The sequence below is a fragment of the Labilibaculum manganireducens genome (assembly GCF_002843385.1).
Classification (GTDB): Bacteria; Bacteroidota; Bacteroidia; order Bacteroidales; family Marinifilaceae; genus Labilibaculum; species Labilibaculum manganireducens.
Genome location: NZ_MVDE01000015.1, coordinates 49,338 through 71,634 on the forward strand (window position 1 = coordinate 49,338; position 22,297 = coordinate 71,634).

General features: G+C 36.1%; 20 protein-coding genes. 6 read left to right on the top strand and 14 right to left on the bottom strand.

What is annotated here, in order from left to right; genetic code table 11:
• Positions 1 to 224: 224 nt before the first annotated feature.
• Together BZG01_RS11205 and rnhA are read left to right on the top strand one after the other, a co-directional pair.
• The gene (locus BZG01_RS11205) at positions 225 to 2,402 is read left to right on the top strand and encodes a S46 family peptidase (protein ID WP_101309928.1); all 2,178 of its coding nucleotides are present in this window, start codon (positions 225 to 227) and stop codon (positions 2,400 to 2,402) included.
• Positions 2,403 to 2,860: 458 nt separating this feature from the next.
• Positions 2,861 to 3,319, top strand: coding sequence for a ribonuclease HI (gene rnhA / locus BZG01_RS11215; protein ID WP_101309930.1), 459 nt, complete (start codon positions 2,861 to 2,863; stop codon positions 3,317 to 3,319).
• 7 nt (positions 3,320 to 3,326) lie between these two features.
• Here the strand turns inward: rnhA and BZG01_RS11220 are convergent, their stop codons facing one another.
• From BZG01_RS11220 to BZG01_RS11255, 8 genes are all read right to left on the bottom strand, one after another.
• A complete protein-coding gene (locus tag BZG01_RS11220; RefSeq protein WP_101309931.1) occupies positions 3,327 to 4,352 on the bottom strand; it encodes a potassium channel family protein in 1,026 nt (341 codons plus the stop codon).
• Between the two features lie 10 nt (positions 4,353 to 4,362).
• A complete protein-coding gene (locus BZG01_RS11225; RefSeq protein WP_101309932.1) occupies positions 4,363 to 4,713 on the bottom strand; it encodes an S-adenosylmethionine decarboxylase family protein in 351 nt (116 codons plus the stop codon).
• A gap of 80 nt (positions 4,714 to 4,793) precedes the next feature.
• Entirely contained in the window at positions 4,794 to 6,335 is a 1,542-nt protein-coding gene (locus tag BZG01_RS11230; RefSeq protein ID WP_101309933.1) for a polyamine aminopropyltransferase, read from the bottom strand.
• Between the two features lie 112 nt (positions 6,336 to 6,447).
• Entirely contained in the window at positions 6,448 to 7,320 is an 873-nt protein-coding gene (locus tag BZG01_RS11235) for a DUF350 domain-containing protein (protein ID WP_101309934.1), read from the bottom strand.
• A gap of 93 nt (positions 7,321 to 7,413) precedes the next feature.
• Positions 7,414 to 8,205: a hypothetical protein gene (locus BZG01_RS11240; RefSeq protein WP_101309935.1), complete on the bottom strand. Its 792-nt coding sequence runs from the start codon at positions 8,203 to 8,205 to the stop codon at positions 7,414 to 7,416.
• 75 nt (positions 8,206 to 8,280) lie between these two features.
• Positions 8,281 to 8,817 (bottom strand): DUF4178 domain-containing protein, encoded by a 537-nt coding sequence (locus BZG01_RS11245; protein WP_101309936.1) that lies wholly within the window; start codon positions 8,815 to 8,817, stop codon positions 8,281 to 8,283.
• A 30-nt stretch (positions 8,818 to 8,847) separates the two neighbouring features.
• A complete protein-coding gene (locus tag BZG01_RS11250) occupies positions 8,848 to 9,552 on the bottom strand; it encodes a PspA/IM30 family protein (RefSeq protein ID WP_101309937.1) in 705 nt (234 codons plus the stop codon).
• 20 nt (positions 9,553 to 9,572) lie between these two features.
• Complete coding sequence (locus tag BZG01_RS11255) at positions 9,573 to 9,968, bottom strand: YbjN domain-containing protein (protein WP_101309938.1); 396 nt, start codon at positions 9,966 to 9,968, stop codon at positions 9,573 to 9,575.
• 450 nt (positions 9,969 to 10,418) lie between these two features.
• Here BZG01_RS11255 and sucC point away from each other — a divergent pair, with 450 nt between their 5' ends.
• Both sucC and sucD read left to right on the top strand, forming a co-directional pair.
• Positions 10,419 to 11,588 carry an ADP-forming succinate--CoA ligase subunit beta gene (gene sucC, locus BZG01_RS11260; RefSeq protein WP_101309939.1) on the top strand — a complete coding sequence of 390 codons (1,170 nt, stop codon included), beginning with the start codon at positions 10,419 to 10,421 and terminating at the stop codon, positions 11,586 to 11,588.
• A complete protein-coding gene (gene sucD, locus BZG01_RS11265; protein WP_101309940.1) occupies positions 11,588 to 12,466 on the top strand; it encodes a succinate--CoA ligase subunit alpha in 879 nt (292 codons plus the stop codon). Before sucC ends, sucD begins: the two co-directional genes overlap by 1 nt.
• A 70-nt stretch (positions 12,467 to 12,536) precedes the next feature.
• Here the strand turns inward: sucD and BZG01_RS11270 are convergent, their stop codons facing one another.
• Entirely contained in the window at positions 12,537 to 13,691 is a 1,155-nt protein-coding gene (locus BZG01_RS11270) for a Fic family protein (protein ID WP_101309941.1), read from the bottom strand.
• Between the two features lie 221 nt (positions 13,692 to 13,912).
• On the opposite strand from BZG01_RS11270, the gene BZG01_RS11275 reads away from it, so the two are divergent.
• Both BZG01_RS11275 and BZG01_RS11280 read left to right on the top strand, forming a co-directional pair.
• Positions 13,913 to 15,133 (top strand): OmpP1/FadL family transporter, encoded by a 1,221-nt coding sequence (locus tag BZG01_RS11275; protein ID WP_101309942.1) that lies wholly within the window; start codon positions 13,913 to 13,915, stop codon positions 15,131 to 15,133.
• Between the two features lie 227 nt (positions 15,134 to 15,360).
• Positions 15,361 to 17,283, top strand: coding sequence for a tetratricopeptide repeat-containing sensor histidine kinase (locus BZG01_RS11280; RefSeq protein WP_101309943.1), 1,923 nt, complete (start codon positions 15,361 to 15,363; stop codon positions 17,281 to 17,283).
• Between the two features lie 184 nt (positions 17,284 to 17,467).
• Here BZG01_RS11280 and BZG01_RS21395 read toward each other — a convergent pair whose 3' ends face one another.
• The 5 genes from BZG01_RS21395 to BZG01_RS11300 all read right to left on the bottom strand — a co-directional run bounded on the left by BZG01_RS21395 (position 17,468) and on the right by BZG01_RS11300 (position 22,178).
• On the bottom strand, positions 17,468 to 17,587 hold the full coding sequence (locus tag BZG01_RS21395; RefSeq protein WP_143470886.1) for a ComC/BlpC family leader-containing pheromone/bacteriocin: 120 nt from the start codon (positions 17,585 to 17,587) through the stop codon (positions 17,468 to 17,470).
• Between the two features lie 293 nt (positions 17,588 to 17,880).
• Complete coding sequence (locus BZG01_RS11285) at positions 17,881 to 18,843, bottom strand: GHMP family kinase ATP-binding protein (RefSeq protein WP_143470887.1); 963 nt, start codon at positions 18,841 to 18,843, stop codon at positions 17,881 to 17,883.
• A 6-nt stretch (positions 18,844 to 18,849) separates the two neighbouring features.
• Positions 18,850 to 19,902, bottom strand: coding sequence for a diphosphomevalonate decarboxylase (gene mvaD / locus BZG01_RS11290; RefSeq protein ID WP_101309945.1), 1,053 nt, complete (start codon positions 19,900 to 19,902; stop codon positions 18,850 to 18,852).
• Between the two features lie 14 nt (positions 19,903 to 19,916).
• Positions 19,917 to 20,843, bottom strand: a complete 927-nt coding sequence (locus tag BZG01_RS11295) for a GYDIA family GHMP kinase (protein WP_143470888.1) — start codon at positions 20,841 to 20,843, stop codon at positions 19,917 to 19,919.
• 3 nt (positions 20,844 to 20,846) lie between these two features.
• Positions 20,847 to 22,178 (bottom strand): hydroxymethylglutaryl-CoA reductase, degradative, encoded by a 1,332-nt coding sequence (locus BZG01_RS11300; protein WP_101309982.1) that lies wholly within the window; start codon positions 22,176 to 22,178, stop codon positions 20,847 to 20,849.
• Positions 22,179 to 22,297 lie beyond the last annotated feature (119 nt).

Genomic DNA, 22,297 nt, shown 5'->3' on the forward strand with positions numbered 1-22,297 from the left:
CGAGAAAAATACAGGGTTCATCTAATTTTCATGATCCAACAAAAATACAACACACTGATTAATAGTTGATTGTTTTTTTATGCGCTTTTTAGCACTTTTCGAAGAAAAATGTAATTGTATATTAATATTAACTTTGCTATTCGACTAAATACTTATAACAACTGATAACCATTCTGGTTGACCAAAAACCGGTTCGGTTATATTAAAAATTTAAAGTAAATCAAATGAGAAAATTTGCATCATTAATTTTGGGATTAAGCTTACTACTTAGCTTTTCCAATGCAAAAGCAGATGAAGGCATGTGGCTTTTATCTTTATTAAATAAGAACGTTGCCGAAATGAAGGCAAAAGGTTTAAAATTATCTGCCGATGATATTTACAGCATCAATAAAAGTTGTTTAAAAGATGCGATTGTGGGTTTAGGATTTGAAGGAAGACCATTCCGTCATTTCTGTACTGGTGAAATTATTTCTGATCAAGGTTTATTTCTTACAAATCATCACTGTGGATTCAGTGCTCTTCAATCACACTCTACAACAGAACATGATTATCTTTCAGATGGATTTTGGGCTTACGATAAAAATGAAGAGCTCACCAATCCAGGTGTTACAGCCTCTATATTAGTTCGCATGGAAGATGTATCGAAAGAAGTTCTTTCGGTAGTGAATGACGAAATGACTGAGGAAGAGCGCTACAAAGCGATTGAAAAAGTTGCCGTAGAATTGGAGAAAAAAGCTGAAGAAGGAACAGATTACAAAGCGAATGTTAAAAGCATGTTTGAAGGAAACCAATATTTCCTTTTCGTATATGTAATTTATAAAGATGTTCGCTTAGTTGGAGCTCCTCCACAATCAATGGGTAAATTTGGCGGCGATACAGACAACTGGATGTGGCCGCGACACACTGCTGATTTTTCTATGTTCAGAATCTATACAGGAGCTGATGGAAAACCTGCTGATTACTCGGATAATAACATTCCATTAAAACCAAATCATCACCTTCCTGTTTCTGCCAAAGGTGTAGAAGAACAGGATTTTGCAATGATTATGGGATTCCCTGGAACTACTGACCGCTATCTTACCTCTTTTGGTTTGGAAGAGACAATGAAAATCACCAACCAAAACCGTTACGATATCCGTACTTTAAAATTGGATATTATGAAGGAAGATATGCTTAAAGATGCAAAAGTTCGTATTCAATATGCGGCCAAACATGCTCAGAGTGCAAACTATTGGAAATATTCAAACGAGCAAAACAAAGCTCTTACAAAGTTGAATACAATGGGGCACAAAAAAGAAATTGAAAAGGAATATCTTGAATGGGCAAATAAAAAATCAAAAAGAGAAGCTAAATATGGAAAAGCTCTTGAAATGATTGCTCAGGTTTATGCAGAACGTAAAGAAGTAATGAATGCCAGTTCGTACTTAAGAGAAGCTTTGCTAAGCGGTGCGGAAATGCCGGTTTTTGCGATTCAGCTAGGAGGTCTAAAATCGTTACTTGAGGCTGAAACTCCGGATACAACGGCAATTGAGAAGGCAATTACTGGTTACCGTCAAGCCGCTGAAGGTTTCTATAAAGATTACAATGCTCCAACCGATCAAAAACTAATGGCCGGCATGTACAAAATGTACGCAGAGAATATTCCGGCAGATCAACAGCCTGAGATATTCAAAACTTTTAGCGAAGAATACAACAACGACTTTAACAAATTAGCTTCTGACGTTTATTCAAACTCCATTTTTGCAACATCTGAAAGTTTCAATAAATTTCTTGATGATCCAAAACTGGAAACTCTTGAAAATGATATTGCTTTCAAAATAGGTAACTCAATCATTGCTAAATACAAAGAGATTAGAACTGAATTATCAAAAGGATCTGATCAACTGCAAAAAGGGAAACGCCTGTTTGTTGATGGTTTAATGCAAATCAATAAAAAGAAAAATCTGGCTCCGGATGCAAATTCATCTATCCGTTTAACTTACGGAAATGTTGGTGGATACACTCCAAAAGATGGTGTTTACTATAAACATTTCACAACTCTTAAAGGAGTAATGGAAAAAGAAGATCCTGCAAATGATGAGTTTGTTGTTCCTGCTAAACTAAAAGAGCTGTACAATAAAAAAGACTTTGGTCAGTATGCCGATAAAAACGGCAACTTACCTGTTTGTTTCTTAACCAACAGTGACATTACCGGAGGTAACTCAGGCTCTCCTGTAATTAACGGAAACGGTGAGTTAATAGGAACTGCTTTTGACGGCAACTCTGAGGCCATGTCAGGTGATATCGATTTTGAAGAAAATCTGCAAAGATGTATCAATCTTGACATTCGTTACACACTTTTCATTATTGATAAGTTTGCCGGTGCTCAAAATCTAATTGACGAAATGACTATTGTGAAATAAATAGTACTGAAATTTTAAATGTGAGTAATTAGATTGACTTACATGATAATTTTAAAATCATATCAAAATAGATTAACAAGGATGTTCGAATTTTCGGACATCCTTTTTTTAATGATTTTAAAGGGTACAAAGGAGAAATTAAAATATCCAAATTTATAGTCAGTTCTTGCCTGCTTATCGCAATAAATTGCGAACACTACCGCAAAAAGTTGCGGTAAGCAATGCAAAAAGTTGCAGTAAGCAGAGCGAAAATAGTAAGTAAGCATACACCAATTGATTTGTACCGGTACCTGAAATCTCTTTTCCTTATCCAAAATCATCTTACACCATTTACAAAATAATTTGAGTTGCTTACAACTTGAAAAAATCAGGAACAAATTCCGCAGCCAATTTTCTTATACATCCTTTCTGCATCTCATTTTTTCTTACTTTTGATTTGAAAACCGCAAACCAATAATATGTCGACTAAAATAACCATGTATACTGATGGAGCTGCAAGTGGAAACCCCGGACCGGGTGGATATGGTGTAGTTTTAATTTCGGGAAAGCATCGAAAAGATTTAAATCAGGGATTTAAACTTACCACAAACAACAGAATGGAACTGATGGCTGTTATTGTTGGACTGGAAGCATTAAAAACACCCGGATGTGATGTTACGATTTACTCAGACTCGAAATACGTGGTTGATTCTGTAGAGAAAAAGTGGGTTTTTGGTTGGGTTCAAAAGCGCTTTAAAGGAAAAAAAAATGCAGATTTATGGATGAGATTCCTGGAAGTTTACAAAAAACACAATGTGAAATTTGTTTGGATCAAAGGTCACGCTAACATTCCGGGAAACGAACGTGCCGACCAGTTAGCGGTTATGGCTTCCCAAGTGCCAAATCTTCCTGATGATGTTGGTTATAATCCTGAATAATTCAGCTTTATTCACCCTCCTTCACACCAAAGAAATCTTCCAGATTTTTCTTGCTTTGTCCGCTTGAGATTAGAATCAGGTAATCACCCGCTGCAATCATTGTTCCCTTTGGCGGATTCTTCATTAATCTGCCCTCCTTCACCATCCCAATCAAAATTGCGTTGTAATCCAGCTTCAGTTTCATGAAAGCATCCATATATTCCTCACCGGAAAAATAGCATTCTTCTGTAATTATATACTGCTGAATGTCCGAATCTTCGTCAGCAACACTGGTAGAAATTAAATCTTCGGTATAGGTAGCTACATATGGTTCGAACAAGTAAGATGCAACTAATTTTGAAGCAACTTCGCTCTGTGCAATTACATGAACAATACCTGCATTCACAAAAGTTTCCCTCAAACTAGGGTTTAAACAAGTAACAACAACATTTGCCTCAGGGTATCTTTTCTTTAAATTGATCACAAAAACCAAAGTTTCCGAATCGTCATCGAAATTCACAAATATTCGTTTTGAACACTCAACATTCACTTTGCTTAAAGCTTCAACATTGGAGTAATCAGCAAAAAGACTAAATGTATTTTTAGAAGGATATACATCAGCAATTAAATCCAGATCAGCTTTATTATTGGTTACAAAAGCTACCTTTTGTCCTGCCAGAATAATTTGACTGGCTACTTTTTGTCCAAATTCGTTCCAGCCAATAATGATGTAATGATTATCAAAATCACTTCCCCAGAAACCACTTTTTTTCTTTTCCATATACTGATTAAATCTAACAGTTACTTCACCAATAACAAATCCCAATATTCCCAAACTTCCAATAATCACAAGTAAGCCAATAATTTTACCCGCAAATGTTACCGGATAAAAATCACCGTATCCCACCGTTGTAAGAGTTACAATAGCGTACCAAAAAGCATCTCCAACTGTCTTGATATTGGAATCGGGCGATTGCCCCTCAAAATATTTAATTCCCAATATGGCAATTACGTATATTAAAAATGCAATAAAAATACTTAGCCTTTTCTTCATGTGATTCTACTTATTCAGGTACACAAATCTCTACACCATCACCGTTCCATTTCACGCTCAGCTCACCTTCATTTACCAGACTTTCGAAATCTTCTGATTTTTTTTGATTACAACTACTCAACTCAACATACGCCCATCCTTTATCCGGAAAAGTATGAATAGCTAAGTGTGATTCAGCCAGCAACCAAAAAGCAGTATATCCCTGAACCGGAAAATGATGATCTGTAAAATTCAAAATCACAAAGCCAACCTGCTCCAAATAATCTTGGAACTGAGCTTGCAAAACCTTAGGTTCACATTCCGAAACCCAAAATCGAAGATTGTGAATTTTTGCTGCTAATATTTTTGTTTTCGTCTTCATTCGACACTAATTTTAGACGCTGATTTATGATGATGAATCGGTTCAAATATCTTGCAGCATGCTACAAGACTACACCTATTTTAATAAAGATCCCAATTGCCTTTTAAATAATACTTATACAGCACAGGTTCATGAATTCTATTGATATAAACACTGTCTTTTTCCCAAGGATAAATATCCTTTCCAAAAGATGTAATCAAGGTCATAGCTTCCTTATTGATCCAACGTGTTGGTATATGAAACTCGAGATTTTGCAATTGCTTTTTCACATTGGTATCAGCAGGCTGTTTTACCCCTAAACTCCATCCCCATTCGCCTAAAGTTATCACCTGATTGTGCATTGGAACTGTTTCGAAACCTGCACTTTTCATTGTCTCTAAAATACACGTGAATGCCTGCGTTGCAAAATAAGGACTACCAGCCTGAGTTACAATAACACCTCCCGGACGTAAATGACGGTAACAAAGTTTATAAAATTCATGCGAATACAAACGTCCCAGTTCTACTCCTCTCGGGTCTGGTAAATCAATAATTATTACATCGTAATAATCATCATTCGACAGCAAATATTTGTAACCATCATCATTCAATACCTCAACCTTTGCATTATTCAGCGAGTTTTGGTTCAATTCGGTCAAGATCGGATTCGTCTTTCCCAATTTGGTCATGGCCGGATCCAAATCAACTAAGGTGATCTTCTCAACCTTGGGATATTTTAAAATTTCCCGAACCGCACAACCATCGCCACCACCTAATACCAATACGTTAACCGGATTTGGATGCAATGTCATGGCCGGATGCACTAAAGGCTCATGATACATCAATTCATCACGCGTACATAACTGCTCGTTACCATTTAGGTACAGCCAGTAATCATTCTTCCATTTCGTAATTACAATACGCTGATATTTAGTTTGCTCCGTAAAAATCACCTTGTCGGAATATTTTTGCTGCTCGCCATATTTAATGATAGGATCAGTAACAAAAATTCCGGTTGTCAGCGAAATCATGACAAATGTGCCTAAGACAATCAAGGCTTTCCTTTCTGAGGATTTCAAAAGATCACAAAGAAAAATCAACACCACAATCGAGACAGAGAAATTTACAAACCCAAGAATAAAAGGAGTATAAATCAACCCAAACACCGGCAATCCGATAAAGGCAAAAAAGATACCTCCAAGCAGACTTCCATAATAGTCGTTCTCTAAAATATTCGAAATATTGAACCTTAATTTCTCGTAATCATCGTTAATACGGATCACCAAAGGAATTTCCATTCCAATCAACAATCCAATACAAATTGCCAGACTATAAATAAGAATTCCTATGGATTGAGTATATGCAGAAGCCGTATAAACCAATAAAGCAGCAAACGAAACGATGAACGATAACGCAAATTCCAAGATCAGAAAACGTTTCAATAAACGGGTCTCAAAATTCTTAGTAATTCGACTGCCCAAACCCATTGAGAATAACATGAGTGAGATAATCATCACCCAGTGAAAAACAGAATTACCCAAGAAATACTGAGCCAAAGTGGACAAAATATACTCCGCCACCACACCTGAAAATCCTGTAGCAAAAATTGCCGCTTTTAATAATGTTGATTTATTCTTGAACACTTCATTTTAATTATGAATTAAGAATTATTAATTATGAGTTGGAATGCAAAAAACGGCAATATCCAACTCGCGATCTTTAATTCACAATTCAGCATTTATAATTCGTAATTAACTACAAGCACCATGTGATTAAAACGGATCCACCGATATAAGCAAATGCTTCAATCAGGGCAGCTCCAACATTGGGTTTTTCCTGATTGATAATTTCATCGGTTAACCGTTCGCCCGGCAGCAATATCTTATCTGTGATTAAACGCATAACCGGCAATAGAATAATTCCCACAATAAGCTCAAAACCAGCTTCGGCAAAGCTTGGCAACCAACCTTCAAAATCTCCTGTTAATCCAAAACGAATTAAATTTCCAATAGCAATGATAGCTCCGGCAAAACCAATTCCAACAGCAACATTATCCTTTTCGATGTGCTCGTGCAAATTGTATGGAGTAATCCAATTGTAAATACGTGTGGTTACAATTAAAGCAATTTGACCAAATGCCCAAAAAACAACGGCCGTAAGAACTCCAAACAAAAGTCCATCGCTCTCGCCCGAAACTGCTCCAAAAATAATTAAACCTGATGCTACCGAAACTGCTCCTTCTACAACGCCGGTTCCAGCATTCTGATCCTCAATAATCTCCTTCCGAACTGAAAATTTTCTAAGTATTAAATAATCAGATAAAAATATGGAGATATTCAAAAGCACAATGGCCAATAAACCGTAAACGGCAATGTCAATCACATCATTTACCAAACCATTTGATGGTCCTACAATTGCACTTCCTATTGAAAACAATAAGCCGATATAGTATCCAACATGAGAAATGGCAAAGGCAAAGTTATCTTTCTTCACCAACTCCTCTTTCACTTTAAAGGATGGATGAAGCAATTGATAAATAAATTTTCCGATTAGGAAAATGACAAATGCTGCCATGATATAAACCACAGCATCATAAACAATAAACGAAATTTCTGATAATGATATCATAAATACTTGTTTTAGTACATTAGTAATTAGTAGTTAGTAAATAGAAATATAACCTCTTGGCTAAAGACTATGTACTAATTACCCGACCAAAAATTATTTTCCAAATCCACCGCTGCGGGAACGTGTTGAACTTGTGCGGTATCTTGATGAACTTCTTGTTGTTTTGCTTGATGATCTTGCACTGCTTGAACTTGAAGAACGACTTACTCTACTTCGAACCTTATCCTTAAATGTGGAAGGTTTGCTTCCCCACTTACTGCTGCTTCCCGAACCGGAAGAGGTATAGGATTTTGTTCCATAAACAGGACTGCTTCCGCGAGGGCCGTAATATCCTCTTGAACTTCCATAATATCCGCCACCACGATAATCATCCCAGTAAGAACGTCGGTACGATCCCATATTGAACATGTGCGACATGAAAGCATATTGTCCGTAGAACGCCCAGAAAGAAGATCCTCCCCGATTTTCCCATCGTCCGTATTTCTCATTTCCAACGTAATGATTGTATCCTGCAGGTACAGCCTGCTTGGTCACGACCCCATCTTTTTTAGACGCAATTTCCATTCCCATATTATTCAAATTCTGAGAAAAGAACGGCTCACTCACATTTTTCCAAGTGGTTTTTTGTTCTACTACCGTGTCCGGACGCTGAATAATCACCTGATATTGATGACGGTAATTGTCAGAACCTTCATTAGCATCCATATCGAATAGAATTATCGAGAAGTTCTGTTCATTATTCAACTCCTTAATCAAATTATCAACGGGAGATTTTTGCCATGTTTCAGCAACTGAAGAAGAGGAGGAAGATCCTGATCGTCCACAAGTCTTTGCTATAAAAAACACTACAATAATCCCAATGATTACTTTAGTTACTGTGTTCATAAATTGTAGTTTATAATTACGAGTTAAGAGTTATCGATGAAAGTCAGATGCTTTTCATTAATAACTCTTACTAACTTATTTAGGTAAAATATTAGATATTTCGAATTCCTTAATTGCCTTACCAGCCGAAGCTTCGAATTCTTTTTCGTCCCATTGCTCAATGGTAACAATATATTCTCCGGATTCATCAACAAAATCCCATGAAATAAATTCCACCCAATCCTCTCCACGGGCTTTATCATTAAAGTAACCCGGTGATTCCTGATCAAGGAAATATTTCTTATCCTTGTAGGTTAAGGTCGTTGGAGGTTTCTGATCTGATAATAAATCTGCAAGTACCTTCTCACCCAATTCACGAACTTTAATCTTATCGCAAACCGACAGGCTTATTTCATCATCATCTTCTACAGAAAGGAAAAGTGTTTTACTGCCATTATTAATTTTATATTCTTTAGAGAAATAATTATCGCCCCAATCATACTCATAACTCGCCTGCACTTCCCAGCTCGACAGATCATATTCAAAAACAAAACCAACATCCAGATCGGTAACCCGGATATTGGTAGTGTCATATTTCGGCTGTTTCCTTTTAAAAAAATCGGTAAATCCCATTTTTAATTTCGTTCAAATTTGTAAAAACAGCTATTCTTTATTCTTCATTTTCGCTTTCAACTCTTCCAACGCATTGGATGCTTTCACATTACTTTCGTTTAAAGTTGCATCAATTTCATCATCCAAACTACGGTTCTCAAAAGCTATGTCACCGTATGCTTCGGCCATTGCCTCTTGCTGCGCCACTTTATCTTTCATTTTCTCCAACATTCCGACTGTTCCCGAACTATCAATTCCGGAAAGCTGCTTGTTAATTTTTTGAGTAGCCTGACTGACGCGGGCACGGGCTTTTAAAGTCTTCAACTCATTCTCATAACGCGTAATGGTCGATTTTAACTTCTTCACATTCGTATCCAACTGACTAATGCTGGCATCAAATTTAACAACTTCTTCCTGAGATCTTGCTACCGTAGAAACAGCATCTTCTTTTTTCGCTAAAGCTTCGGTTGCCAAACGTTCTGCTTCCGACATTTCAAGCTCACCTCTTTCGGCCTTTTGCAATAATAATATTGCTTTTTGCTCGTAATTTTTAGCTACTGATTTTTGCTCATTTAATTCTCTCTTGCTGCGAATTGCCATTGCCTTAACCTCTGCTAAAGCCTGTAAACTCTTATCCAAGTCATTTTTCAGATCTCTGATTCCCTGTTCGGTCATCTTAATTGGATCTTCTAATTTATCTATAGCGGCATGGGCTTCTGCTTTACCCACATTGAATAATCTACTAAAAACTCCCATTTGTATATTGATTTATTAGGTTACAATTTTGAATATGAAATAATCTCTTCTGAGTACTCACTTAATAACATTTCCAATGAGTTAAGTGTTGCCTCTAATTCATTCTGATCTAAATTCTCTAACTGAAGAGTATCTCTAAAAAGAACTTTTTTTCCTGACCCGTCGAGAACAAATGCACCATGAATAATTTCTCTGTTCTTTTTCAGTAAAGCCTTATAAATTTCGGGGTTATCATCTGTCAGCTCAAACAATACACCTTCAACAACCAAAATCGGGTCTTCACAATCAACAATCAGATTTGCAATTCCACCTTCCGGATTTTCAACCACAAACAGCTCTTCTGTCTTATCTTCTTTAATAATATTGAATTCTAAATTCAACAGGTAATCTTTTACCTTGTTATAATATGTGCTCATTTTTCTGTGCTTTTAAATTTCTGATTAAAATTAAAACAAATAATTAACCTAATAAAATATTTACCATCATTGGCCACATCTCTGGATTTTTTGCTTTGAGTTTGAAATTACTAAATATGAGAGTCTCTTCCCTCATTTTATCGGGAGAATCTTCATTTTATTCGATAAATGGAAGTTTTTACATGTTTTTCTGTTCTCAACTTAGTTTAGCTAATTTTCAACCATTCCCGGTACTTCAAAAATTCAGAAAACAAAAAGATTCAAAACTCTTTTAAATTTACAGTAAATGTACTTTTTATTTCATGCAGATATTTATATATTTAGGTTCGTCAAAAAATTAACCATTTATAATTAATAGCTACCGACTTGCTTACTTGTTCAAAACCAATTAAAACAATAAACACAGATCAATAGCAGGTCTTTTCCAAGCCTAACAAAAAATTAGTAATAATGAAGATTCACGAATATCAAGCAAAGGAAATTTTACGGTCGTTTGGTGTACCTGTTCCCGAAAGCAAGATTGCTTTTTCGGTTCAGGAAGCTGAAAAAGCAGCTGCCGAAATTGGTCTGCCCGTAGTTGTAAAAGCCCAAATCCACGCAGGTGGAAGAGGAAAAGGCGGAGGTGTTAAATTTGCACCTACCGCTCAGGATGTAACTCGTTACGCAAACGATATTTTGGGGATGACTCTAATAACTCACCAAACTGGTCCGGAAGGAAATTTGGTGAAGAAAGTTTTAATAGAAGCCGCTTCGAATATTGATCGTGAGTTGTATGCCGGAATTGTAATGGATCGTGCGACCTCAAAAGTTACCTTTATGGTATCAACCGAAGGGGGAATGGAAATCGAAAAAGTTGCAGAAGAAACTCCTGAGAAAATTGTAAAAGTTGCCGTTGATACCGCTGTCGGTTTACAAGCATTTCAAGCCAGACAAATGGCATTTTCTCTCGGCTTAACCGGAGATGCTTTTAAAAATGGGGTTAAATTCCTGATGGCTCTTTACAACGCATATGTAGGTACTGATGCTTCAATTTTTGAAATCAACCCATTGGTAGTAACCAAAGAAGGTTATGTAATTGCCTTGGATGCAAAAGCTAATTTTGATGATAATGCATTGTATCGTCATAAAGACATTACTGCTCTTCGCGATTTAGATGAAGAGGAGCCTTTGGAAATAGAAGCAGGCAGATCAGGCTTAAATTACATTAAACTGGATGGAAATATTGGATGTATGGTAAACGGCGCAGGACTGGCAATGGGAACCATGGATATTATCAAACTAACAGGTGGTGAACCGGCTAACTTTCTTGATGTTGGAGGAGGGGCTTCGGCTGAAACTGTTGAGAAAGGTTTTAGAATAATTCTTTCGGATGGCAGCGTTAAAGCGGTTCTGATAAATATTTTTGGTGGAATTGTTCGTTGTGACCGCGTTGCAAAAGGAGTTATTGAAGCCATTAAAAATATCGATACGAAAGTGCCAATTGTGGTTCGCCTGCAGGGAACCAATGCTGAAGAAGGTAAAAAGCTTTTGGAAGAATCAGGAATGAATATTATTGCAGCCACAGAATTGAAAGATGCGGCCGAAAAAGTAGTAGCCACCCTTAAAACAATTGAAGCATAATGAGTGTATTAGTTAATAAAAATACTAAACTGGTGGTTCAGGGAATCACTGGTTCCGAAGGGGCTTTCCATACCCAGCAAATGATAGAATACGGAACAAATGTAGTTGCCGGTGTTACTCCTGGCAAAGGCGGTCAGCTCTTCATGGATAAAATTCCGATTCACAACACCATGAGAGGTGCTGTAGCAAAAACCGGTGCAAATGCATCTGTAATTTTTGTTCCGCCACCATTTGCAGCCGATGCAATTATGGAGGCTGCAGAAGCAGGGGTTTCTTTAGTTGTTTGTATTACCGAAGGCATTCCTACCATGGATATGCTAAAAGTTCATGAGTATCTTAAAAAATACCCAAAAACAACATTGATTGGCCCCAACTGTCCGGGAGTTATCACACCGGGTGAAGCTAAAATCGGAATCATGCCGGGATTTATTCACAAACCAGGTACAATTGGTATTATTTCCCGTTCAGGAACGTTAACCTACGAAGCAGTTCATCAGTTGTGCGAAGCCGGATTGGGTCAATCAACAGCTATTGGTATTGGCGGCGATCCAATTATAGGAACCAAGCACATTGATGCAGTAAAGCTTTTAAATGAAGATCCTAAAACCGAAGCCATTGTTTTAATTGGCGAAATTGGCGGATCGGATGAAGAAGATGCTGCTGCTTACATCGCAAAACATGTAGACAAGCCGGTTGTTGCATTTATCGCAGGTCAAACTGCGCCTCCAGGCAAACGAATGGGTCATGCCGGCGCTATTATTGCCGGTGGCAAAGGAACTGCTGATGAAAAAATGAAAGCCTTGGCTGCCGCCGGAATTCATGTTGTGAAATCTCCTGCGGATATTGGTAAGAAAATGAAAGAAGTTTTAGGTAAATAGGAGCTTCACAAACATAAAAAGAGCTTGATTCACATTTGAATCAAGCTTTTTTTTATATCATCTATATTTACTACAACTCAAACAAATTTAGATATTCCCACAAATAGAAAACCCTGTTTCTGCGGGCACCGGCATACTCTTTAAGAATGTTATGTGTTTCAAACTCTTTTACCAGTAAGTTTGCCGATTGAAAACTCAATTGCAATTTTTCCTTCACATCACTAACAGACATAAATGGGTTCGAATAAAACTCTGAAAGCAACTGTTTAGCAGATTGCTTTCTTTTTTTACTCATTTTTTCTTCAATAATTGACTCGTAATACTTAGTAAGACCTTCAACATTTCCCAGAAGATTCTTACTATGCAAAGCTGTTTCCTTTACTCCGGTAAGTACAAATTTAATCCATTGCTCAATATCATTTTTTGAACGTATTAGATTCAAACGGTGGTAATATTCCAAACGATTCTTTTCAAAGAAAATGGATAGACAGAAAATTGGACGGGCCACAAATTTTAAGCTTATAATCTCAAACAAAATTAAAATACGGGCAGTTCTTCCATTTCCATCCAAAAAAGGCAGAATATTTTCAAATTGATACAAAGAAATAGCCATTTTAATGAGTTGTGGTAATTCCAAATCGTCATTTCTCCAGAATTTTTTACCATCATTAATTAATATTTTCAATTCATGTTTATTGGGTGGCGAATAATTCGACTCCTCTTCAAAAGGATTTTCATGAGCATGAAAAAACGATCTTAACTTTCCCCCAAATTCTTCTTTGGAAGGAAGATCGGAACACAGGATTTTATGCGCCTCTTTCACCAAACGAACTGACAATGGAAACTTTTGCAGTTCATTTACTCCCCAATGTATCGCCTTAATATGATTTGCTATCTCTTTTTGTGCATACTGACTTTTAAACGATTGAGAAACATCAGGAACGAAAGCTTGATACAGGTCACTTTTATTTCCCTCAATTAAATTTGATGCAATAACTTCCTGAGCTATAAATAAAGGAATATGATTATCGATTCCGGGGAAAAATTTAGAATAGGCATTTAGCTCCCCCAATTCAAGCATGGCAGACTCTAAAAGTATATTTATTTGTTTGTCGTTCCATTCAAACGAACGGTTAATTAAAGAGGGCGTAACGCTTTTGTAGCCTTCCTTAAAACTTTGATAAACAAAATCTCCTCCGTTTTTTTTATTCAGCTTAACGCTCATATAATTGAATAAGGAATTATTATTCAGGCTAAAAGTATTAATAATTTAATAAAAACTAATACAAGAAGCAAAACCATGCATCTTACTTATAAATTTAGATACATCTATACATGCCATTTTCAAAGGGATACACAAGATTTATTCTCTCGGTGTTTTGATATTTTACTTGCAATACCTATAATTTGGATTATATTTCCCACGAATTAATTAATCATCTACTTATGATAAGAAAAATATGTTTAGCCATTGCGATAATTGTTATGGCTGTTAATGTAAAGGCTGAAGGTTACGCTGTTAACGTTCAAGGGAATAAGCAAACTGGTATGGGGCATGTGGGTACTGCATTAAATTTTGATGCAAGTAGTATGCAATGGAATCCAGGAGCTTTAGCTGCACTAGATCAAAAATATAGTTTCTCCGTAGGAGGGTTTGCAACCATAATTAAAACTGAGTTCACAGGCGCTTTAGGGAAAGAAAAAACAGATAACCCAACAGGAACTCCATTCTATTTGTATGGATCGATGAAAGTAAATAAAAAACTTGCAATTGGTTTGGGTGTTTATACTCCTTTTGGAAATAAGGTAGATTGGGGTAAAACATGGTCTGGAAAATATTTGATTCAAGACATTGAATTGAAAGCAATTTATATTCAGCCTACCGTATCCTACCAACTTGCTGATTGGATTAGTGTTGGAGCCGGACTAAATATTGTTTATGGTGAATTTAGTTTAAACAAAGCTTTACCAACGGGGGGAGCAACAGACAATGTAAATCTATCAGGGAACACTATTAAATATGGATATAACTTAGGTGTCTTCCTTCAACCAACAGAAAAATTAAATATTGGTCTTTCCTATCGTTCACAAGTTGATATAGAATTAGACTACAGCGAAGGTGATGTTGATTTCACTATTGCAAATCCTGCTGTAGCTCCTGCTTTCCCAGACGGAGGTGTTGCTGCAACTCTTCCACTACCTGCTAGTTTTAATATTGGTTTAGCTTACAAAATTGACGAGAAATGGTTAGTTTCGGCTGATGTAAATTTCGTACAGTGGGATAAATACAAATCTCTGGATTTTGATTTCGAAACAAATACTCCCGCTTTAACCGACTCTGAAAGTAAACGAAACTGGAGTAACACCCAGACCTACAGAATTGGAGCACAGTATTCTGCCAATGAAAAATTAGACATTCGTGCCGGTTTCTATTATGATGAAACTCCTACAAACAAAAAGTTTTACACACCAGAAACTCCAGGAGCTAATAAAATTGGTATCTCAGCAGGTTTCTCTTACATGCTGACCGATAAATTAAGCCTTGATGCTTCTTTATTGTACATCGAAGGTGAGAAAACCACCGGTACCGACCCAAGTGGTAGTTTCACAGGAGCTTACAAAAACACTGGTTTTTTACCAGGAATTGGAATCACCTACAACTTGTAATTACATACGTATCTCATTATATTGAAAAGCTTGATCGAAAGATCAGGCTTTTTTTCTTCTCTACAACTTAAAGTAATTATTTAAGAGTCTACTCCTAACCCTCTATACATTCGACTTTGATTAAGATTAATAAATCTTTAGTACAAATTATTGAAACAATTTCTTTATTTTGTACAAGAATGAAATCAATCTAAACTATTGATTCCCGTCACTACAAATTCATAATTATGAAGCTATTGCATACGACTCTGATTTTTATATTGATCTGTTTTAGTTCTTCAGCCTATTCCGATAAATTTGTTGGTCCTGATCATCAAGCTGAAAATTCAGTCACACTGCAAATACTTCACTATCTGGATTCATCTGCTTATTTGCGTAATGTATCTTCTGAACAAAGTATAGTGGTTTGCCAAAAAGCCATATTATTGTCAGAGGAAAGTCAGGATCCCAATCTACTTTCAAAATCGTATAAAACACAAGGGATTAACCATTACTATGCCGGCACATATGATTCAGCTTTCGTTTATTACGAAAAATCAATTCCTCAGTTCGAAGCGATCAACTCAAAGGTTGATATCGGTAAAGTGCTTGGTAATATAGGCTTACTTTACAGAAAACAAGGTAAATATGACAAGGCTTTAGAGTATTATCTTAATAATCTGAAAATATATAAAGAAGCCAATTATGAAGAAGGTCTGGGTAGTGTTTTCAACAATCTTGGGAATTTATATTTTGAAACAAATGAATTTAATAAGGCTGAAACCTATTATCAATACGCCCTCCGCAATTTTAAGAAATTTAAGAAAACGAAAGAAATCGCAAATGCCTATTGCAATTTAGGCGCTGTCTCTGAGACCAGGAAAGAATTCGCAACAAGTCTCGGTTACTACAACAAATCTTTACACGAGAATTCGAAAATTGGGAATATTTTATTTGAATCAAAATTGCTTTTTAACATCGGCTTCTTACTTCATTCACAAGCCAAGCTGGATTCTGCCATTATTTATGTACAAAGAGCAGAAAATATTAGAATAAAAATAGGAGATAAAGACGGAATGGTTAGTGCTAAACTAGAACTTGCCAGAATTTCAATTGACCAGAAAAAGTACACATTAGCAGAAAAGTACCTACTTGAAGCAGATAAAATTGCAGTAACGAATAGTATGCTCAAATGGAGAGCGGAGATACTCGAATCCTTAACTACAGTCTATCGAAAAACCGGAAATTACAAGAAAGCCTATCTTCATCAGAATGAAATGATTCAGATATCTGACTCTCTGAACGATATTCAAACAACAAATCGTTTTGCTGAACTTTCAACAGCATATGAAATCGAAAAAAATCAAAAAGAGCTGGAATTATTGCAGCAGAAAAGTCAAATTCAGAACCTTGAATTAGGCAAGAAAAATGCATGGATCATTATTCTAATGATTGTGCTGATATTGGGTGCTGTTGCCATTGTGGTCTCCCTGCGAATTAACCGATTACGGGCAGATCATAAAATTATGGATTTGCGCCAAAAAGTTCTGTTAACTCAAATGAATCCTCATTTTTTATTCAATTCATTAACAGCAATTCAGAGTTTTATACTCGATAAAAAGAATGAAGAGGCCAATAATTACCTTTCCCGATTAGCAAGTTTGGTAAGAGGGATACTGGAAAACTCCAGAGAAGAATTTGTATCACTCAGAACAGAACTCGAAACTTTAAAAGATTATATTGGTTTGCAAAAACTACGGTTTGAAAATGAAATAAACTATGAATTTGAAATTGATAAAAATATTGATCAGGATCAGGTACTTGTTCCACCAATGCTGGCTCAGCCATTTGTAGAAAATGCCTTAATTCATGGTATGTTGAGAACCAATCCTAATGCTCAGATACAAGTGAAGATATCACTAAACAAGAATTTGGATTTGCTTCGGTTTCAAATTAAAGACAATGGAATTGGTATTGACGAAGCCAAAAGGAACAGACAGGATAAAAATCATAAATCCATCGCTACGTCAATAGCTCTTGACCGTGTTAAGATTTACAATTTTAAATCATCTAAAAAAATGCATTTCGAAATAATAGATCTTAACCATCTTGATCAAAATTCTCACGGTACTCAAGTTTGTTACACAATCCCTTTAAGTATTCAGAATTAATACGGTTTCTACAAATAAAAAAACAAGCCTTACTAGAATACCTAAAAAGGTCTTAAGTGTTTGTAGCTTTGTGGTTCGGCGGAGCGAAATGGTATTGTTAACCACTAAGATATTTCAAAGTGAAACATTTTGCACAAAAAAAAGCCTGATCAAATGATCAGGCTTTTTTTTCATTTCATTCTAATTACTCAATGATTTCAGTAATTTGTCCTGCACCAACAGTTCTTCCACCTTCTCTCATTTCCCCACCTTTTACTTCACTTAATTCTTCCATTGATAATTCTTCAAAATTCTTCATTCTCATTATTTATTAGTTAAACATCATCAAAAATATGTATTTTAATTTAAAAAAAGTAATTATTTTGGTGTAATGATATTAAAAGTAAAAATCCATAGCGACATCTATAGCTCTTGACCGTGTTAAAATTTATAATTTTAAATCAGCTAAAAAAATGAACTTTGAAATTGCTGATTTAAAGAATAACGACCCAAATCAATCTGGAACTCAGGTAACTTATAGCATCCCGATAAATATTTGCAGCAACTAGTTTTTAAGTTGAATTAGCGTTTTAATGCATTTCAAACTTTAACAGAAATCTATTTTTCATTCTCATACACTGTCACAATATCGTATCCCTTTTCAAGTAAAAGACCTTTTGTTGTGGAATAATTTCTGGTAAAACCCAATAAATAGCCTCCACCGCCGGATCCACATAATTTCAGCCAAAATTTTTGCGAGTTTAATCCTTCAGCCCATAAATCAAGGAAATTCTCTGGAATCATCGACTTAAAATTAGTCAATTGAAATTTTGACAATTGACCCAACTCTGTAAAAAAAGAATCTGCATTTCCATTCACCAATTGCTGAATACACTGATCATTCATTGGAATTAACTCCTGCTCCATTAAAGCAAGAAACTCTTTGTTCTCGCAATTCTTCAAAAATGAACGAACCAATGGTTCTGTATTTCCCGATTTCTGAGAATTAATTAAAAAGATCGCACTGTCTTCACCAAATTTTTTCCCCGGCAAACTTACCTGTTCAATTTCATTCTGATTGTAAATTAACAAAGGAACTTTCAGATAAGAATTCAAAGGATCCAAACCAGAACTTTTACCATGAAAACCTGATTCCAACTGAGCCAAAATATTCTTCAATTGAATAATTTCACCATTTTTTAACTTCTTACTGTTCCCAATCGGATTGATTCCATATTTCTTATAAACAGAAGCACACAGTGCTCCTGAACTTCCCAAGCCGTAGCTCTCCGGAATACTCGATTCGAAATACAAACCTTTATTAATATCATTTTCAAAGGTTCTCAAATCAAGTAAAGAATCATATTTATCCGAATTATCAATCAGATAATTTAAAAATTTGAACAATTCCCTATTGGATCGTTTGGCAAAATTCCGATCGGTATATTTATCATCACCAATAAAATTTAGCTCTCCATTAAAATGGGTATAAGGAATACTTAACCCCATCGAGTTTAGTAAAACACTGTACTCACCAAAGAGTAATATTTTCGCGTAAAATAAGTCAGGATGTATTCTCACAGCTCTCTACATTTTTATTTTTTGTGGTCCTTCCCCCTTTTCATCAACAATATACTTTCCATTTTCAAGAAACTGAGATAATTCAGAATCGATAAAAGGAACTACTCTTTCCTTTTCTGATTTAGGATACAGCAGATGTATATTTGGTCCTGCATCCAAAGTAAACCCAACAGGAACATTACTACTTAAACGATAGGATCTTATTCTCTCAATTAATTCCAGAGTATTTGGTTTCAACAAAGTAAACGAAGGAGTCGAATTCATCATTAATCCGTGTAAACTCAATGCCTCATTTTCCATGATTTCAATAAACTCTTCCAAATCGCCGGATCTCAGTACACCTAACATTCTTTCAAAATGTTTATTTGCCTGAGTAAAACGGGCTGATGCATAGGGGTGATTTTCCATTAACTGATGCCCGGCAGAACTGGAAACTTCTTTCTTTTTGGAACTCACCAAAAGAATAGCATCCTGAAAATCCTGAAAAACCGGATGTGTGTATTTCGAAAAAGGAACAGCATATTCATCGGAAGATTTAGAAAACGAATTGCTTTCCCCCCAAGCTGCGAAACCTCCATAAACCGATCGTGAAGCACTTCCGGATCCTAATCGGGCAATAAAACCAGCTTTTCGGTAAAACTCATCCTCAGCCATTTCTACTCCTGAAATTTCCTCTTGCATACTGCACAAACAAAGAGCAAGAGAACTCATAGCCGAAGCAGAGCTTGCAATTCCTGTTGAATGTGGAAATGTATTTTCTGAGGAAACGGATAATTGATAATCGGTAAGGAATTTAAAATGATCTGATAAGTTTTCGATGAATTTTGTTATTCGCTGCTCAAATGAAACTTGTCTTTTACCCTCAAACAAAAAACTCAATTGATCCCCATTACCTTTTGGTTCATAAGAAAGTACAGTTCGGGTAAGCGAGTTTTTTAAACTCATACTTATAGAAGGATTACAAGGCAATTGATTTCCTTTCTTTCCCCAATATTTAATTAATGCAATATTTGAAGGGCTTTCCCAGCCAATCGATCCTGAATTCTTATAATCTGCCATCGCGTAGCCGTAAATTAATTTGTTCCCAGTATCATTTCTTTCCAGGAAAAGATACTTGTAAATCCCGCTCTGTAAAAATAGGATTGTATTTCTTTCTTAGTCAAATCACTTCTTACCATAACAAAATCTCCTCCCCAGGCTCCAAGTGATTTAACAGAACCCTTGAAATCAGGAAATAATTTTTCTTTCACACATTCCTGCCCTAATAATTCAGACACCAAAAACTCGTGCATTTTAATCACATGATCGAATTCCTTTGAGTTTTTAGAAGAAAGAATATCCTTGCTGAATTGAGTGATTCTATCCAATTCTTCCTCAGTACACTTACGTTCATTAAGAAAACTATTAACAGAATCAGCACTCTTTTGCTTTTTACCCAAAAAAACAAAGTGCAGCTGAGTCACAAATCTTTCCGGAAAATCCACAGGATATATTAACGGATGAGCACCATCCCTTCGAAACAAAATTGGCTTACAATAATTTGCGCATGCAATATCAAAACCAGATCCGTTTGAAACCAAGGAATGCAAATTGTATGGATTCACATCGGCCCATTGAGCAACATTATTTATTAAGGTTGAACTGCTGCCCAAACCCCAGTTTCGATCAAAATCGAATTCTGTTCGTATTTTAAAATTGCAGCTATTCAAAAAAGAAGGATTTAAACTTTTGGCTCTATTCAAAAGAAAGCACACAAAATCTTTTTCTGTTTCTCCTTCAACGGTTTGATTTGTAATGTCCTGATTTGAGATTGAAAATTGGAGCCATAATTTCCCTTTTTCGTAGGCCAGCCATTCCAAATCCGATTCCTCAGATTCAAAAACTTCCAGAACCTGCCCATATTTCAAGGGAATTGCAAGAGCCAAAGCTCCGTGCAGTACAAGATATTCGCCTGTAAGCAAAAATTTAGCGTTCGAATAATATTTATATAGAGGCTTCAAATTCTATTGCAGCTTAGTTCTTAGTGATTTAATAAATGCTTCCACTTCACTATAAGAAACAGTCTTGTGAGCAAAATATTCCAAGGCCTGTTTCTTTTCTTCATAATCTGCTTTTAAAGCATTTAGCAAATTCGATAAATGCATTTTCATATGTCCTTGCTGAATTCCCGTTGTGACTAAAGATCGCAAAGCACCAAAATTATTAGCCAATCCGGCGGCAGCAGTAATCATCATTAATTCCTTCGCCGATGGTTTCCCCAGCAATTCCAAACCAAATTTTGCCAAAGGATGCAAGCTTGTTAAGCCGCCAACAGTTCCTAACGACAAAGGCATGGTTAACTGATACCGGAATCGGTTATGAGATACGCTGGCCTGCGTCAGACTTTTATATTTCCCTGTTTTTGATGCGTAAACGTGTCCGTTTGCCTCGATAGCCCGAAAATCGTTACCTGTAGCTAAAGCAACAGCATCAATTCCATTAAAAATTCCTTTATTATGCGTCGTTGCGCGATATACATCCAATTCTGCTATTCTAGAAGCTTTCTGAAATTTATGCGCAAATTCTTTTCCACTAAGCCCCGGATGAATTTCATCCAACTCATCAAGACTGCATTCCACAGAACACTCAACAAGACAATCCGGTGTATAATTGGAAAGAATAGACATGATTACTTCACATTCCCGTTCTACATCCGAAAGCCCTTCGTAATGTTTAAAGAATCGTTTCATTTGATGAGCCATTTTCTCCAAACAGGAATTAATAAAATTAGCTCCCATCGAATCTGCAGTATCAAAAGTCACATGCAGTTGATAATAATTTTCCATTTCACCAGAAAGATTCACCAGCTGAATACTTTGAATTCCACCACCTCTTTGGCGCATGTTTCCGGTTAATTCTTTGGTTGCCCGATACAAATCAAATTTTAATTCAGGCAATAAGTCATTCAGTTTGTTCGAATCACCCTTCCAAATAAAATGAACCTGTCCCGATTTCACAACAGAAACGACACGAGCAGTAAATCCGCCATGACTTGCCCAAAATTTAGCCGACCTCGATGCTGCAGCAATCACAGAACTTTCCTCAATCACCATCGGAATGTGATACAATTGATTATTGATCAGGAAATTGGGCGCAACGCCAAAAGGAAGATAAAAATTAGAAAGAGTGTTCTCACTAATCTCATCCAGCAAATCCTGTTGTTCCTTATTTTGGAGGCGAAAACTATCCAGCTGCGATTTAATTCGCTCTGCACTGCCAGTTAACTCGCCCATTTTCTCCATCTTCTCTTCACGAGATAGTTTGGAAAATCCTGAAATGATTGCTTTCCGCTTCATATCTTTCATCTTAATTCTTTCGCTGATTTTGAATCAACCAACAAAATAATAAAATACTTTGAAGTCCTAAATTACATTTTTTAAGTAGTTGTCCCAAAAAACAGAAGGTTTTTTAGGTA

Excerpts from the sequence above, each read along its gene's own strand:
- BZG01_RS11205 (WP_101309928.1), top strand. The coding sequence starts at position 225 with ATGAGAAAATTTGCATCATTAATTTTGGGATTAAGCTTACTACTTAGC.
- rnhA (WP_101309930.1), top strand. The coding sequence starts at position 2,861 with ATGTCGACTAAAATAACCATGTATACTGATGGAGCTGCAAGTGGAAAC.
- BZG01_RS11220 (WP_101309931.1), bottom strand. The coding sequence starts at position 4,352 with ATGAAGAAAAGGCTAAGTATTTTTATTGCATTTTTAATATACGTAATT.
- BZG01_RS11225 (WP_101309932.1), bottom strand. The coding sequence starts at position 4,713 with ATGAAGACGAAAACAAAAATATTAGCAGCAAAAATTCACAATCTTCGA.
- BZG01_RS11235 (WP_101309934.1), bottom strand. The coding sequence starts at position 7,320 with ATGATATCATTATCAGAAATTTCGTTTATTGTTTATGATGCTGTGGTT.
- BZG01_RS11240 (WP_101309935.1), bottom strand. The coding sequence starts at position 8,205 with ATGAACACAGTAACTAAAGTAATCATTGGGATTATTGTAGTGTTTTTT.
- BZG01_RS11245 (WP_101309936.1), bottom strand. The coding sequence starts at position 8,817 with ATGGGATTTACCGATTTTTTTAAAAGGAAACAGCCGAAATATGACACT.
- BZG01_RS11250 (WP_101309937.1), bottom strand. The coding sequence starts at position 9,552 with ATGGGAGTTTTTAGTAGATTATTCAATGTGGGTAAAGCAGAAGCCCAT.
- BZG01_RS11255 (WP_101309938.1), bottom strand. The coding sequence starts at position 9,968 with ATGAGCACATATTATAACAAGGTAAAAGATTACCTGTTGAATTTAGAA.
- sucC (WP_101309939.1), top strand. The coding sequence starts at position 10,419 with ATGAAGATTCACGAATATCAAGCAAAGGAAATTTTACGGTCGTTTGGT.
- sucD (WP_101309940.1), top strand. The coding sequence starts at position 11,588 with ATGAGTGTATTAGTTAATAAAAATACTAAACTGGTGGTTCAGGGAATC.
- BZG01_RS11270 (WP_101309941.1), bottom strand. The coding sequence starts at position 13,691 with ATGAGCGTTAAGCTGAATAAAAAAAACGGAGGAGATTTTGTTTATCAA.
- BZG01_RS11275 (WP_101309942.1), top strand. The coding sequence starts at position 13,913 with ATGATAAGAAAAATATGTTTAGCCATTGCGATAATTGTTATGGCTGTT.
- BZG01_RS11280 (WP_101309943.1), top strand. The coding sequence starts at position 15,361 with ATGAAGCTATTGCATACGACTCTGATTTTTATATTGATCTGTTTTAGT.
- BZG01_RS21395 (WP_143470886.1), bottom strand. The coding sequence starts at position 17,587 with ATGAGAATGAAGAATTTTGAAGAATTATCAATGGAAGAATTAAGTGAA.
- mvaD (WP_101309945.1), bottom strand. The coding sequence starts at position 19,902 with ATGGCAGATTATAAGAATTCAGGATCGATTGGCTGGGAAAGCCCTTCA.
- BZG01_RS11300 (WP_101309982.1), bottom strand. The coding sequence starts at position 22,178 with ATGAAGCGGAAAGCAATCATTTCAGGATTTTCCAAACTATCTCGTGAA.